Source organism: Pseudomonas neuropathica (genome assembly GCF_015461835.1).
Classification (GTDB): Bacteria; Pseudomonadota; Gammaproteobacteria; order Pseudomonadales; family Pseudomonadaceae; genus Aquipseudomonas; species Aquipseudomonas neuropathica.
The window spans coordinates 190,683-204,330 of record NZ_JACOPX010000015.1; the positions used below are offsets into that span (position 1 = coordinate 190,683).

Genomic DNA, 13,648 nt, shown 5'->3' on the forward strand with positions numbered 1-13,648 from the left:
AAGTCGGTCAATTGGCGCGTAACACCACGAACACCTGTCAGAAGTGACAGGTGTTTTTGTTTGGATGTTGAGGCTTCATAGGGGCGTCCAGCAGTAAAGGGACTTATCCGGATTGGAGCGTTTTCAACATGACCGTACAAGCAGGCGAACTTGATTCAACATTCGCCAATGACGGCAAACTCGATTGGGCGTTTCCTGAGTTTGTCAGCATTGCCCCGCAAGTTGTCCTCCCTTTGCCTGACGGTCGGCTGCTCGTTGTGGCGAATGAGTCAGGTGTGTTCCCTGGCTTCGTAGTCGCAAGGCTAACTGAAAAGGGACAGCTTGACGTTGGCACCGGGTTTGGCGAGAACCAGCAAGGTTTTGCGCGGATTTTGACCGGGGAAAAACTTTTATCAGGGAAATTGGGCGCAAGCTCGCTGAGTAATGGTGGGCTGCTGATTACGGTCGATTACACGATGGGGCCACCGAGTTATGAAAACGGTTTCGTTGCCATCCAGTTGCTGCCGGACGGTCGACTCAACGATAAATTTGGTGAAGACGGTGTGGTCCCGTTCCCGTACGGTCTAGTACCCGTAACACTAAGTCGAGCGGCCAAGGCTGCACGCGCACGCAAAAATGTATCTCGAAATATTAAGCCTGCTGTTCAGAGCACCGCCAGTTCTGGAGCGTCCGGTATCGAGTTGCCAGGCGGCAAAATAGCGTTGGTCTATTTTGGCTTTGATCATGTGGCAGAGCAAACCAAAGGCTTGGTCATGCGACTCAATCCTGATGGCACTTTTGACGACACCTTCAACAAAATCGGTTCGGCCACTGTTGAATTGGCTGAGTTGAGTCCGGCAGGTGATAACGCCGCCCGTGGAGTGGCTGTGCAAGCGGACGGTAGCTTGGTGGTGTATGGCGACTTTCATGATGAAGGCACCTTCGGTACCTATGCCGTGCGCTTCACAAAAGATGGAATGCGCGACGACAAGTTCAAGACAGCCATTGTGTCCTCTGATCGGCTGCCGATTTTTCGCGATATTGCCGTGAGGAAAAAGGACGGAATGATTGCGTTGATAGGAGGCCAGGCCGGTGAAGGCTTCCTCGAGGGGGAAGGGGTGATTGTCGTACTCAGTGCGGATGGCTCACCTCATCCCCTTTTTAACAATGGCCAACCGTTGTGTACCAAAGTTGTGCCTGAGATTGGCCAGAATTGGTCGAGCTGCGCCTTTGGCGACGTGGATGAAAGCAAGTTGATGGTTGCTGGCACCAGTGGTGGCGGGTTTGCTACTGATGAGATGCACGCCGTCTGTGCACGTTATCGCCTTACCGGCGAGCTCGATTCGACGTTCAATGGTAGTGGGTGGGTAACTTTTGATCAGGCTGAGAAACTGGAAAATAGTTTGGATCTGCACGTCACTGCGCAAAATAAAATCGTCATCTGCGGTGAGTATTGGAAAGACCGGTTGAGTTTTGCTACAAGCGGATGGATAACACGCTTTATTGCCTGATCAATAAACAACGCTCTGATGGCCCGCTCTCACGAATAAGAATGATCTCGTGAGCGCGGGTTTTTTATGCCTGACTGAACTGTGAGGCCAATTCCAATCAATCCATGCAAACGCATTGAATAACGGTGCGCTTGTCTTGTAAGGCCATTACTCAGGCTCGTAAAGACAGCGGAACTGTCATTTCTATCAGGTGTTTCGTGCACAGTCGCGATGCTCTACTCAAGTTCCAGTTCCGGCGTTAAGGGACTTCACCGACTTGATGGAACAAGCTCATGACGCAGACACACAGTATTTCGATCCCTAAGTCTCTCGATCCGACATTTGCTCAGGATGGCGTGCTGACCTTACCGATACCCGGCATCGCGGGCGACGAAGCGGCGGCGGTCCTGGCGCTCCCCGATGCAAAATTACTCGTTGCGATACCTTTAACGGGAGCGAATGCCCCGGTTGCCATTGCGATGCTGAATGACGACGGTTCGCTGGACGAAACCTTTGGTCCCGCGCGCAGAGGTTTCGTTGAAATAGCGCTGGAAGGTGCTCGGATCAGCTATGTATCCGGTCTCGATGCGCTTGAGGATGATGGTTGGCTGATACACCTTCAATATTCCTCGACTACCTCCAATGACGTTGGCCTTGCACTGGTCCGTCTGAAAAGTACCGGTGAACTGAACGAATCGTTCGGCACCAACGGCATGCGATTTATCTCCCATTACGGCAACCCCCATCCCGCTAGCGTGCCGCGTGAGGCACGTCACCCGAATACCGGATCCTCACAGGCTGCCCACGTCCCATCACGATCAACGGCCCGCCAGGTGGATGGCAAAATCGTCCTGCTCCATTTAGTGTTCTTTGATGATGCACCACTGCCAGCGGGTGTTGTGATTCGTCTGCTAGCGGATGGCTCACTCGATCAATCATTCAACAGTTCGGGCTATGTGGTTGTGGATGTCGCCACATCGAATAACGTCTACGACATCGCCATTCAAGCCGATGGCAAGGTGCTGATCTGCGGTTCATACCGGGACGGATCGGGAGGTCGTGGAGTTTTTCTGGCGCGTCTGGACGCCAGTGGCGCGCCGGACAGTCAATTCAACAACGGTGTGGCCGTGTTAATGCCCAACGATGAAGGCGAGAGTTTTCTGCAATCGATTTCGATACGTGAAGGCGATGGCAGGATTATCGTCGCGGGCCGAGCCCGGCGTGGTGGTCTCGACGGTGGGTTGATCGTTGCATTCACGACCAGCGGCGCGCCCAACCTTGTGTTCAATGGGGGCAAGCCGCTGTTTTCCACGTTAATAAAAGGGTTGGCGTGGACGCAGACCTCGCAGGTGGGGGGTTCGATCGTTGTTGTTGGTCAGGGCGAAACAGCCATGGTGACGGCGCGCTTCCTTGCTGATGGAAAACCGGATACGGCTTTCAATGGTACGGGTCATGCGTTGTTTGAAGACAGCGCAGGGGCAGCCTTTGCGCGAGGTGTCACCGTTATGACGGACGGCCGGATCGTGGTGTGCATCGAGCTCTCCGTCTACGCTGATCCTTCCAAAGTCCCTGGCCGTATCGTGCGCTATCTGGCGGGCACGCCGTCTTTAAATAACGATCCGGCTTTTGGCGATGGCGGCATCCTCAGATTTCCATTCCCCGGATTCTCGGGATATGACGTCAGGGCGCTGCTGGCGCTGCCGCAAAACAAATTGCTGGTTGCCGTTCGCCTTTCAACGCCCGGTGCGCCTACGCGGATCGTTCGTCTGCTTGAAGACGGTGCTCTCGACTCAGCTTTCGGTGGACAAGGCTCCGGCTACGTCGAGATCAGGCTGAAAGAAAATTTTTACATGAGCCGGATTCTCGGGTTTACACCGCTGAGCGATGGCGGCTGGCTGGTTCGTGCTCAGTACACGGAAGAGGGCGCGAATAACTCCACGGGCCTGGTGCTGGTCAGACAGCGCGAGGACGGGCAACTGCAGACGTCTTTCGGGGAACAAGGTGTGCTCTATCTTCCCTACGCGAAGATGGGCGGCGGCGGATATACCGGGGTGGTGCAAGCGTCTGCCAGCGGTGCCGCAGGGGCTGGCGCAGGAGGGATGGTCGCTCAACAACAACTGGGCGAAAAAATCGTCGTGGTCAGTAACGTTGAGGATGCTTCCGGCCGGACAAAAGGTATCGTTCTGAGGTTCGAGCCGAATGGCTTACCCGATACGACCTTCAACGGCACGGGCTTTGCGTTCGTGGAGCTTGCAGATATTTCGCCTTTGGACATCTTTGCGCAAGCGGTGGCAACACAGTCTGACGGCGCCGTGGTGATTTGCGGTAATTACTTTGCGGTGAGTGAGCGTGGCGCCTTCGTTACTCGTTTCGACGCTACGGGTAAGGTCGACACAGGTTTTGGAATCAAAGGCGCGGTGGACGTGCCCCACGATCAATGGATCAGCCTGGACGTTGCGGCAATAGTCGACGACAAAATCTTTGTGGCCGGCGGTGCGGCGGTGGAGGGCGTCTATCAGGGCTTGATTGCGGTGCTCAATCTCAGCGGCTCCTACAATCGGGTGTTCAATGGTGGTGAACCACTGATTTCGTCACCTGTGTCCCAAGGCGTCAGATGGTTGCATTGCGTGCCGCGTAAGGACGGTTCAGTCATCGTTTGCGGTAGCAGTGGCAATGGTGCGCTTGATGAGAATCTCAGCGCGGTCAGCGCACGCTTTCTGGCGGATGGTTCTCCAGACCCCTCTTTCTTTGGTACGGGATTTACCGTTTTCAATGAAAGCGCGGGTTTCGAATACCCCCACGGCATGGCGGTAATGGACGATGGGCGCATCGTGGTGGGCGGAGTGTATTTCACCGACTCTGGGTACGATAAAGGCTGGGTGATCCGTTACCTGGACAAGTCGGATTAAGCCGCAGGTTGGCCCATCGCGGGCAAGCGTCGCTCCAACTGGAGGTCGCTTGCCCGCTTTGCATTCAGGCCTGGCTGAACTGCGAGGCCAGTTCGCGCAGCAGCACTTCAGCCTCAAGGACTTTGCTGACGACGTCGTTGGCTTTTTCGCGAGTCAGACCCACACGTTCAAGCAACGCATCCGGAATATCTTCATCCGGGCCGGAGCCAATCCCGCGGCTGCGCAGCAAGCGCACGGCCAGGCAGACGAGGTTCGGGTATTCGGCGTAGGCGCCGTCGTAGCTTGGGTCGTGCTGGAAGCGCAGGGCGGTGGCCAGCTCATCCGGCATGTCCCAGTAGCGCATTAGCCACGAGCCGATCTGTTCGCGGCTGATACCGAGCAGGTGTTGCTCGATGTAGCTGTGGCACAGGTGCGGGTTGACCTCCAGGTGGCGGCAGATCAGCGAGAAGTGCGGCGGAAAGACGTGGGCCAGCAGCAGGTAACCGAAGTTGTGCAGCAGACCGGCCAGATAGGTCAGGCCGGCTTCCGGGCGTTGCGCGCGCGGCATGGCGCGGGTCAGGCCTTCGATGACGGCGGCGGTGTAGATCGACTGCTGCCAGTACGGCGTGGTGTGTTGCGGGTGGTCTTTGGGCAGGCTCAGGGTCTTGCCGAGGGCCAGGCCCAGCGCAAGGTTGATCACCAGATCGAAGCCGAGCACGCGGACGATCGCGTCTTCCACCGAACGAATCTTGCCCGGCGAGGCGTAGTACGGCGACGCCGCCCAGCTCACCACTTGTGCCGCCAGCGCCGGGTCGGTTTCGACCACGCCGGTGATGTCGTCGATGGTGGCATTGGGGTCGACGCGCAGCTTGATGATTTTTTGCGCGGTTTCGGCCAGCGGCGGAATCTCGATGGTCGCTTCCAGACGTTGCTGAATGCGCCGCGCGGTGAACGCTTGCACGGCCTGGGTGATTTCCTCGCGGTCATCGTCCGGGCGGTCGAGGTTCGGGCGGATGCTGCTCAGGGCTTCGCCGAAGTTGGCGGCGCTGGCCTTGGTCAGCATGGTCTTGAAGTCTTCGCTGGCGATTTCCAGCAGCAGGCCCGGCTCGCCGGAGTTGATCAGCAACTTCGGCTCGCGCAGCAGGCTTTCTTCGTAGAGGCACGGCGAACTGGTCAGCGCCGGCAGGCCCGGCAGCAAGCTCAGGCTGTGTTTGCCGAGCATCTTTTCCAGGCGCTCGGTGGAGACGGCGGTGAGGCGGCGGCCAGTCAGTTCGGCGAGGCGATTGAGGTCGAGCAATTGGCTCTGCGGAAACAGCACCATCAGCGCGCCGACGGCATCGTCCAGCAACACGGCTTGTACCTTGCGCGAAGCATTGAGGCCGTGGTGGTCGAGCACTTCTTCGTAGGCGATCCCGAGTTTGCCTAGCAGCAGTCGAATGACAGACGGCGCGTGCGGGGATTCGGGGGCGAGAGCGGCTTCGGTCATGATCTGTATCCGTTTTTGAAACAATGGCAGGAGTATAACCAGCTTGGTCGGAACGATCTGTCAGAAACTGCGACGGTGCTCACACTTGGCCGTATTGCTGCCCGTGCCGCAACCAGCGATCAAGTAATGGGCTGACGTGGGTTGGCCAGCGTTCCAGCAAGGCTTGCGCGGCGTCGCGGACGGCGGGCAGCAGGTCGGCGTCGCGCATCAGGTCGGCGACTTTGAATTGCAGCAGACCGGTCTGGCGAGTGCCGAGCATTTCCCCGGGGCCGCGCAGTTCTAGGTCTTTTTCGGCGATGACGAAACCGTCATTGGTTTCGCGCATGATGCCCAGACGCTGACGACCGATCTGCGACAGCGGCGGATGGTAAAGCAGTACGCAATGGCTGGCGGCGCTGCCCCGGCCAACGCGTCCACGCAATTGGTGCAGTTGCGCGAGGCCCAGACGCTCGGGGTTTTCGATGATCATCAGGCTGGCATTGGGCACGTCGACGCCGACTTCGATCACGGTGGTGGCGACCAGCAATTGCAGGTTGCCGGCCTTGAATTCGGCCATGACGGCGGCCTTCTCGACGGGCTTCATGCGCCCGTGAATCAGCCCGACTTTCAATTCGCCGAGGGCAAGAGTGAGGTCTTCGAAGGTGGTTTCGGCGGCCTGGCAGGTCAGCTCTTCGGATTCTTCAATCAGCGTGCACACCCAATAGGCCTGACGGCCCTCGGCGCAGGCACCGCGCACGCGTTCGATGACCTCGACACGACGGGTGTCGGTGACCAGCACGGTGTTGACCGGGGTGCGCCCGGGCGGCAGTTCGTCGAGGATCGAGGTGTCGAGGTCGGCGTAGGCACTCATCGCCAGCGTCCGTGGAATCGGTGTGGCGGTCATGATCAGTTGATGCGGGCACATGCGCCCGCCGACGCCTTTCTGTCGCAGCGCCAGACGCTGCTGCACGCCGAAGCGGTGTTGTTCGTCGATGATCACCAGCGCAAGGTTCTTGAACTGCACTTCGTCCTGGAACAGCGCGTGAGTGCCGACCACCATCGGTGTGCCGCTGGCAATCTGTTCCAGCGCGGCGACGCGGTTCTTGCCTTTGAGCTTGCCGGCCAGCCACGCGACTTCAATGCCCAGCGGTTCGAGCCAGCGCTTGAAAGTGATGAAGTGCTGTTCGGCGAGGATCTCGGTTGGCGCCATCAGCGCGACTTGGTAACCGGCCTCCAGCGCTTGCAGGGCGGCGAGGGCGGCGACCACGGTTTTACCCGCGCCGACGTCGCCCTGAATCAACCGCAGCATCGGTTCGTGCTGACTGAGGTCGTAGGCGATTTCATTGCCGACGCGCTGTTGGGCGCCGGTCGGGTTGAAGCCGAGGTTGGCCAGGTATTTCGGCGGCAGCTTGGTCGCTTTCGGCATGGCCGGCGCGCGCAACGAACGCATGCTTTCGCGCAGACGTTGCTGCGACAGTTGATGGGTCAGCAGCTCTTCGAAGGCGAGGCGATGCTGGGCCCAGTGATGACCGAGGGCGAGTTCGTCGACGTCGGCGTCAGCGGGCGGGTTGTGCAGGTAGCGGATCGCGTCGGCCAACGGCGCCAGTTGATAGTCGCGCGCCAGTTCGGTCGGCAGCCAGTCGGGCAGGGTGTCTGGCTTGAGCATCGTCAGCGTCTGCAGACACAACTGGCGCAGACGCGCCTGGGTCAGGCCTTCGGTGAGCGGGTAGACCGGGGTCAGGGTTTCATCCACTGGCGGCGGCTCGTCACCGGTGATGGCGCGGTATTCCGGGTGGTAGATTTCCAGGCCTGACGCGCCGGGCCGGGCTTCGCCGTAACAGCGAACGCGGGTGCCGCGCTTGAGGCCTTCTTTCTGTGCGTTGCTGAAATGGTAGAAGCGCAGGCTGAGGCCGCCAGTGCCGTCCTGCAGGCGTACGACCAGGCTGCGCCGGCGGCCCATGACCACGTCGGCGCCGCTGACGGTGCCTTCGACCACAGCGTCCTGCCCCGGTCGCAGCGCACCGATCGGCACCACGCGGGTGCGATCCTGATAGCGCAGCGGCAGGTGAAACAGTACGTCCTGCAGATTTTCCAGGCCGACCTTGGCCAGTTTCTCGGCCATGGCTTCGCCGACACCCTTGAGTGCCGTCACCGACACTTGCGACAGCTCCGTCATGACGCTCGCTTAACCGGCTGTAACCGGTGCCGCTGGCTTGGCCACCGAACACAGGCGAATGGAGTCGGCGAGGATCTCGATGGCTTTTGGCCGTGGGAAGCTCGCGCGCCAGGCAATGGCCACGGTGCGGAACGGCACCGGCGGCGACAGCGGACGCACTTCGATCACGCCGGGGGCGTAGTGATGGCTGTCGACGGCCGACAGCGGCAGGATCGAGATGCCCAGACCGGACGCGACCATGTGGCGGATGGTTTCCAGCGAGCTGGATTCAACTGTGGTGTGCTTGGCGCCATCGTTGCCCTTGGTCAGGGTCGGGCAGGCTTCCAGCACTTGGTCGCGGAAGCAGTGGCCTTCGCCGAGCAGCAGCAGACTCTTGTCGTTGAGCAGGCCGGCGTCGATGGTTTCTTTTTGCGTCCACGGGTGCTGCGCCGGCATCAAGACGTAGAACGGCTCGTCGTAGAGCGGCAGGGTCAGCACGTCAGCTTCGTTGAACGGCAGGGCGATGATGATCGCGTCGAGCTCGCCGTTGCGCAGTTTGTCGCGCAGCACGTGGGTGAAGTTTTCTTCGATGTACAACGGCATCTGCGGGGCGACCCGGTGCAGTTGCGGAATCAGGTGCGGGAACAGGTACGGGCCGACGGTGTAGATCGCGCCGACTTTCAGCGGCGCGGTCAGCTGGTTCTTGCCGGCCTGGGCCAGTTCGCGGATACCTTGCGCCTGCTCGAGGACTTTCTGCGCCTGGGCGACGATGCCTTCGCCGACCGGGGTCAGGCGCACGGCGCTTTTGCTGCGCTCGAAAATCAGCACACCGAGTTCGTCTTCAAGTTTCTTCACGCCCACCGACAGGGTCGGCTGGCTGACGTGGCAACGTTCGGCGGCGTGGCCGAAATGCTGCTCTTGGGCGAGGGTAACGATGTAGCGTAATTCTGTGAGGGTCATAGCAAGCGTCCATGAAGATGCGGGCCAAGCATACCGGCTGCAATCGATAGACGCACGTTATCAGACTGAGTGCTCAATGCGACTACTGCAAAAAGCAAAAGATCGCAGCCTTCGGCAGCTCCTACAGGGAAATGCATTCCAATGTAGGAGCTGCCGAAGGCTGCGATCTTTTGATCTTGCTACTTAGCGGCGGCGTTCCAGCGAGTAAACAAACGGCGCAACAATTTCGATCGAGCCGTTGTTCAGCATGTCGGCCGGTGGCTTGGGCAGCGGTTGTGCGCGGCGGATCATTTCCAAGGTCGCCCGGTCCAGATCGGCGTTGCCGGAGCGGCCCACCAGTTCGAACGACAGCACATTACCTTCGGCATCCACCACGAAACGCAGACGGTTCAAGCCTTCCTTGCCCCGTGCCTGAGCACTGGCCGGGTACTTTTTGTACTTTGCCAAATGCGCAAGCAGGGTGCCTTGCCAACTGGCTTTGGCAGCCATCTGAGCAGGCGACGGACCCGGTGCAGGCTGGGCGGATTTCTCCGTTGGTGCCTGAGTCGGTTGGGTGTCGGCCGGTTTCTCCTCGGAAGGTTTTTCCTTGGGTGGATCAGGCAGCTTCTTCTCGACCGGCTTCGGCGGTTTAGGCTTTGGCTTCGGCTTGGGCTTCTGCACCGCGATTTCAGCTTTCGGTGCTTCGGCCAGCTTCGGAATCGGCAACTCTTCCACCGGAGCCGGTGGCTGCGGCGGTGTGACGACTTTCGGCGGAGCAGGCGGTGGCGGGGCTGGAACCGGAGCCAGCTCGACCATCATTGCCTGTGGGGGCAATTCGATGGGCGGGCGGGCGGTCCAGTTCAGTGCCAGCGCGATGGCCAGCGCATGCACGCCCAGCACCACGGCCAGGCTACCGCTGTAACGCGTCAGCTTATGGCGCGTCGTGATCATTTCTTGGCTGCCGTCTCAAGTCCGACCAGGCCGACCTTCAGGTAACCGGCGGAGCGCAGCTTGTCCATCACGCTCATCAGGTCGCCGTAATCCACGCCTTTATCAGCCTGGAAGAAGATAGTGGTGTCTTTCTTGCCCTGAGTCTTGGCGTCGAGCACGGCGCCAAGGGTTTCGGCTTTCACTTCGTCGTCGCCGATGTACAGGCGCTGGTCAGCTTTGACGCTGAGGAACACCGGCTTCTCTGGCCTTGGCGCCGGTTTGGCGGTCGAGGCAGGCAGGTCGACTTTGATGTCCACGGTGGCCAACGGAGCGGCCACCATGAAGATGATCAACAGCACCAGCATCACGTCGATGAACGGCGTAACGTTGATTTCGTGGTTCTCGGCCAGATCGTCGTCTGCGCCTTCTTTCAAATGCAGGCCCATGGCCGATTACCCCACTTTCACCATGTGCGGTTGCGAGCTGCGCTCAGGCTGGTGATCGAGGTCGCGGCTGACCAGCAGCAGAACTTCTGCCGACGCGTCGGAAACCTGCGCCTTGTAACCGGCGATGGAACGGGCGAAGACGTTGTAGATCACTACCGCTGGAATCGCCGCAACCAGACCCAGTGCAGTGGCCAGCAGCGCTTCGGCAATGCCTGGCGCCACGACGGCAAGGTTGGTGGTCTGGGTTTTGGCGATGCCGATGAAAGAGTTCATGATCCCCCACACGGTGCCGAACAGGCCCACGAACGGCGCGGTAGAACCGATGGTAGCGAGGACGCCGGTGCCGCTGCTCATGTTGCGACCGCAGGCTGCTACCAGACGCTCGAGACGGAAGCTGACGCGTTCCTTGATGCCTTCTTTCTCGCGGCTGTTGACCGACAGGCGCATCTCCTCGAGCGCGTCGTGCACCAGCAGGTTGGCGAGGGTGCCTTCCTTGCCGGCCGTGGCGCTGGCTTCTTTAAGGGTGGTGGCTTTCTTCAGGGCAGCGATTTCGCCACGCAGACGACGCTTGGCGCCCATCAGCTCGAAGCCTTTGGCAATCCAGATGGTCCAGGTGATGATGGAAGCGATGGCCAGACCGATCATCACGATTTTCACGATGATGTCGGCGTTCTGGTACATGCCCCACGGCGACAGGTCGTGGGCCATGCCCAGGCTGTTGTCGGCTTCGAGAACTTCAGGTACGTCGGCAGCGTCTACCGCTTGCACTGGATCAGTGGCAGCGGGAGCAGCGGCGGGCGCGTTGGCAGCCGGTGCGTGCTGTTCGGTCGCGGCCGGGGCAGCTGGCGCTTGTGCGTCGGCGAACGCGGCGGTCGGTGTCAGCATCAGGCTGAGCAGCAGAGCCGCCAGCGCGCTCCAGGCGCGAGGTCGATTGGTTGGCGAAGCGGGGATTTGATTGCGTGTCATGCTGGCCGGACCTGAGATAGAAAAACGTTGATGCTCTTCCAGGCCTCGTGAGGCCGAGAACAAAAGTGACGTGCATTATTGCAAGTAATTCTTGTTAACAAAAGTAATAGAGTATCTTTTTTTCCTTCATTGCTAGCCGTCCGTCCTTTGCCAGCGCTAGTCTGTGTCTTTCCGATAGGAGTTTTTTGATGTCCGCGCCTTCTGTTTTGATTGCCGGTTGTGGTGATGTCGGCAGTCGTCTGGCCAAGCAATTACTGGCGGCTGGCTGGGAAGTTCACGGCCTGCGCCGGGATGTTTCGAAGCTGCCTGCTGGGGTGATCGGCGTTGCCGGCGACCTGTTCAACGAAGACTGCCCGGCGACCTGGCCGGTGGGTGCCGTGGACTATCTGGTGTATTGCGCTGCAGCGACTGATCACGATGAGGCCGGTTATCGCGCGGCTTATGTGCAGGGTTTGCAAAATGTCCTGAGCTGGCTGGACGATTACGGGCAAGTGCCTGAGCGGCTGCTGTTCGTATCCAGCAGCAGTGTCTACGGTCAGCAGGATGGCGAGTGGGTTGACGAGGCGTCCGCGACGGTCGCTGCGGGTTATTCCGGGCGACTGATGCTCGAAGCAGAGCAGGTGGCACTAAACAGTGGCATCCCTGCGAGCATCCTGCGCCTGACCGGGATTTACGGCCCGGGTCGCGAATGGCTGCTGACTCAGGTGCGTCGCGGTTATCGCGTCGCGGTGGAGCCGCCGCTGTATGGCAACCGGATTCACGCTGACGACGCGGCGGGATTGCTGGCGTTTCTGCTGGAGAAGGATCGGCAGGGCGTGAAGCTGGAGGATTTCTACATCGGCGTGGACGATGCACCGGCACCGTTGGCCGAAGTGGTGGGCTGGTTGCGTGAGTATCTGGGCGTTACCGAATGGGCGGAAGACGCCAGCGTTCGGCGCACGGGCAGCAAGCGATGCAGCAATGCCCGGGCGAAAGCGTTGGGCTGGACGCCAGCGTACCCAAGTTACCGCGAGGGCTATGCCGCGATCCTCGAAGGTAAGTGCTGACTTCCTGACACCCCAAAACAACTGTAGGAGTGAGCCTGCTCGCGATAGCGGTCTAACATTCAACACTTATGCTGACTGTTACACCGCTATCGCGAGCAGGCTCACTCCTACAGGCGATTTCTGCGAATTGAGGTCCGGGTTACTGCTTCTCCAGCAACCACTTGCGCTCGCCCGGCGTGTATTGCGGCATTTCATCCGCAAGCGCGGTGTTCACCGCCTGGAAAATCTCCAGCTCCTTGCCCTTGCGCGCAAAGATGTAGGCATTGCCCTGACCGTTGAGCTGCAACCACATGTTGTCGTTGGTGCTACTCATCGACGCGCAATCGCCCGCCAGGCACAAGGCATAACGGTCGGCGCCCGGCAAACCGGAAACCTGGCCGTCAGCCTGGAACTGCACGGTGCTGCCTTCGCCCTGACCACTGGCGATTGTCCAGCTGCCGCCCATGTAGGCGGAATACAGCGCACGTTCGAAGCTGGCGCCGATTGGTGCGCCTTCCGGCACCGGGATTTGTGCGCGGTCGAAAAGCTGCTCGGGTTCGTTCTCGCTGGCGGCTTGCTGCAGTTGCCCGCCGTCGCGTTTCAGCTCACTGGCGGAGCTGCCATAGAAGTCGACTTTCCAGGCGCCGGATTTTTCACCCAGCAGCCGTCCTTCGACGTTCTCAAAACCGTTGGTGTAGCGGGCCTGACCGGCCTTGGTGTTGACGTCCCACTCAAGGTTCGGGCCGTAAGCCTGAAGCGCTTCGCGCAGGGGGCCGCCCTTGGCTGCGGCATCGATCGCCACCTGGTTGATCCAGGTGCCGCTGATGTCACGGTCGGCAGGGTTGCTGGCGCAGCCGCCGAGGAAAATGGCGAGCAGCGGGAGAGCTAGCGCTTTGCGCATGGTGGAATCCTTTCAAAACCTTTTCTTGCTGAGCAGTCGGCGCGGCAGTTGAAGGCCGCGCCGTGCGCATCACTCGATGACCAGAATGGCATCCATTTCAACCTGCGAACCCTTTGGCAGGGCAGCCACGCCAATGGCGGCGCGAGCCGGGTATGGCTGGTCGAAGTACTTGCCCATGATCTCGTTGACCTTGGCGAAGTGGCTCAGGTCGGTGAGGAAGATGTTCAGTTTGACGATGTCCTTGAACGAACCGCCAGCGGCTTCAGCCACGGCTTTGAGGTTCTCGAACACCTGGACGGTCTGGGCTTCGAAGCCTTCAACCAGTTCCATGGTTTTTGGGTCCAGAGGAATCTGGCCCGACATGTAAACGGTGTTGCCTGCCTTGATCGCCTGGGAGTAAGTACCGATGGCGGCCGGGGCCTTGTCGCTGGTGATAACAGTCTTGGTCATGTATGACTCCTTGT

General features: G+C 59.9%; 11 protein-coding genes. 3 read left to right on the forward strand and 8 right to left on the reverse strand.

What is annotated here, in order from left to right:
- Positions 1–128: 128 nt before the first annotated feature.
- Together H8F23_RS22155 and H8F23_RS22160 are read left to right on the forward strand one after the other, a co-directional pair.
- A complete protein-coding gene (locus tag H8F23_RS22155) occupies positions 129–1,490 on the forward strand; it encodes an NHL repeat-containing protein (protein ID WP_194935781.1) in 1,362 nt (453 codons plus the stop codon).
- 272 nt (positions 1,491–1,762) lie between these two features.
- A complete protein-coding gene (locus tag H8F23_RS22160; RefSeq protein WP_194935782.1) occupies positions 1,763–4,378 on the forward strand; it encodes a hypothetical protein in 2,616 nt (871 codons plus the stop codon).
- Between the two features lie 64 nt (positions 4,379–4,442).
- On the opposite strand, the gene H8F23_RS22165 is transcribed toward H8F23_RS22160, so the two are convergent.
- The 6 genes from H8F23_RS22165 to exbB all read right to left on the reverse strand — a co-directional run bounded on the left by H8F23_RS22165 (position 4,443) and on the right by exbB (position 11,258).
- Positions 4,443–5,843 (reverse strand): aminoacyl-tRNA deacylase and HDOD domain-containing protein, encoded by a 1,401-nt coding sequence (locus H8F23_RS22165; protein WP_034152069.1) that lies wholly within the window; start codon positions 5,841–5,843, stop codon positions 4,443–4,445.
- A gap of 79 nt (positions 5,844–5,922) precedes the next feature.
- Complete coding sequence (recG, locus tag H8F23_RS22170) at positions 5,923–7,998, reverse strand: ATP-dependent DNA helicase RecG (RefSeq protein ID WP_095049320.1); 2,076 nt, start codon at positions 7,996–7,998, stop codon at positions 5,923–5,925.
- Positions 7,999–8,007: 9 nt separating this feature from the next.
- Positions 8,008–8,937: a hydrogen peroxide-inducible genes activator gene (locus H8F23_RS22175; RefSeq protein ID WP_007920331.1), complete on the reverse strand. Its 930-nt coding sequence runs from the start codon at positions 8,935–8,937 to the stop codon at positions 8,008–8,010.
- 183 nt (positions 8,938–9,120) lie between these two features.
- Complete coding sequence (locus H8F23_RS22180) at positions 9,121–9,867, reverse strand: TonB family protein (protein ID WP_038359287.1); 747 nt, start codon at positions 9,865–9,867, stop codon at positions 9,121–9,123.
- Positions 9,864–10,292, reverse strand: a complete 429-nt coding sequence (gene exbD, locus H8F23_RS22185) for a TonB system transport protein ExbD (RefSeq protein WP_007920333.1) — start codon at positions 10,290–10,292, stop codon at positions 9,864–9,866. The genes H8F23_RS22180 and exbD overlap by 4 nt, the downstream gene beginning before the upstream one ends.
- Before the next feature lie 6 nt (positions 10,293–10,298).
- Positions 10,299–11,258 (reverse strand): tonB-system energizer ExbB, encoded by a 960-nt coding sequence (exbB, locus tag H8F23_RS22190; RefSeq protein ID WP_194935783.1) that lies wholly within the window; start codon positions 11,256–11,258, stop codon positions 10,299–10,301.
- A gap of 188 nt (positions 11,259–11,446) precedes the next feature.
- Between exbB and H8F23_RS22195 the strand changes: the two genes are divergently transcribed.
- Positions 11,447–12,304 (forward strand): SDR family oxidoreductase, encoded by an 858-nt coding sequence (locus tag H8F23_RS22195; RefSeq protein WP_194935784.1) that lies wholly within the window; start codon positions 11,447–11,449, stop codon positions 12,302–12,304.
- Between the two features lie 139 nt (positions 12,305–12,443).
- On the opposite strand, the gene H8F23_RS22200 is transcribed toward H8F23_RS22195, so the two are convergent.
- Both H8F23_RS22200 and H8F23_RS22205 read right to left on the reverse strand, forming a co-directional pair.
- Positions 12,444–13,184: a putative periplasmic lipoprotein gene (locus H8F23_RS22200; protein ID WP_099757516.1), complete on the reverse strand. Its 741-nt coding sequence runs from the start codon at positions 13,182–13,184 to the stop codon at positions 12,444–12,446.
- A 69-nt stretch (positions 13,185–13,253) separates the two neighbouring features.
- Positions 13,254–13,634, reverse strand: a complete 381-nt coding sequence (locus H8F23_RS22205) for a RidA family protein (RefSeq protein WP_003229509.1) — start codon at positions 13,632–13,634, stop codon at positions 13,254–13,256.
- Positions 13,635–13,648: the final 14 nt, after the last annotated feature.

Bases quoted from the DNA above. Each gene is read 5' to 3' on its own strand.
- H8F23_RS22155 (WP_194935781.1), top strand. From the start codon at position 129: ATGACCGTACAAGCAGGCGAACTTGATTCAACATTCGCCAATGACGGC.
- H8F23_RS22160 (WP_194935782.1), top strand. From the start codon at position 1,763: ATGACGCAGACACACAGTATTTCGATCCCTAAGTCTCTCGATCCGACA.
- H8F23_RS22165 (WP_034152069.1), bottom strand. From the start codon at position 5,843: ATGACCGAAGCCGCTCTCGCCCCCGAATCCCCGCACGCGCCGTCTGTC.
- recG (WP_095049320.1), bottom strand. From the start codon at position 7,998: ATGACGGAGCTGTCGCAAGTGTCGGTGACGGCACTCAAGGGTGTCGGC.
- H8F23_RS22175 (WP_007920331.1), bottom strand. From the start codon at position 8,937: ATGACCCTCACAGAATTACGCTACATCGTTACCCTCGCCCAAGAGCAG.
- H8F23_RS22180 (WP_038359287.1), bottom strand. From the start codon at position 9,867: ATGATCACGACGCGCCATAAGCTGACGCGTTACAGCGGTAGCCTGGCC.
- exbD (WP_007920333.1), bottom strand. From the start codon at position 10,292: ATGGGCCTGCATTTGAAAGAAGGCGCAGACGACGATCTGGCCGAGAAC.
- exbB (WP_194935783.1), bottom strand. From the start codon at position 11,258: ATGACACGCAATCAAATCCCCGCTTCGCCAACCAATCGACCTCGCGCC.
- H8F23_RS22195 (WP_194935784.1), top strand. From the start codon at position 11,447: ATGTCCGCGCCTTCTGTTTTGATTGCCGGTTGTGGTGATGTCGGCAGT.
- H8F23_RS22200 (WP_099757516.1), bottom strand. From the start codon at position 13,184: ATGCGCAAAGCGCTAGCTCTCCCGCTGCTCGCCATTTTCCTCGGCGGC.
- H8F23_RS22205 (WP_003229509.1), bottom strand. From the start codon at position 13,634: ATGACCAAGACTGTTATCACCAGCGACAAGGCCCCGGCCGCCATCGGT.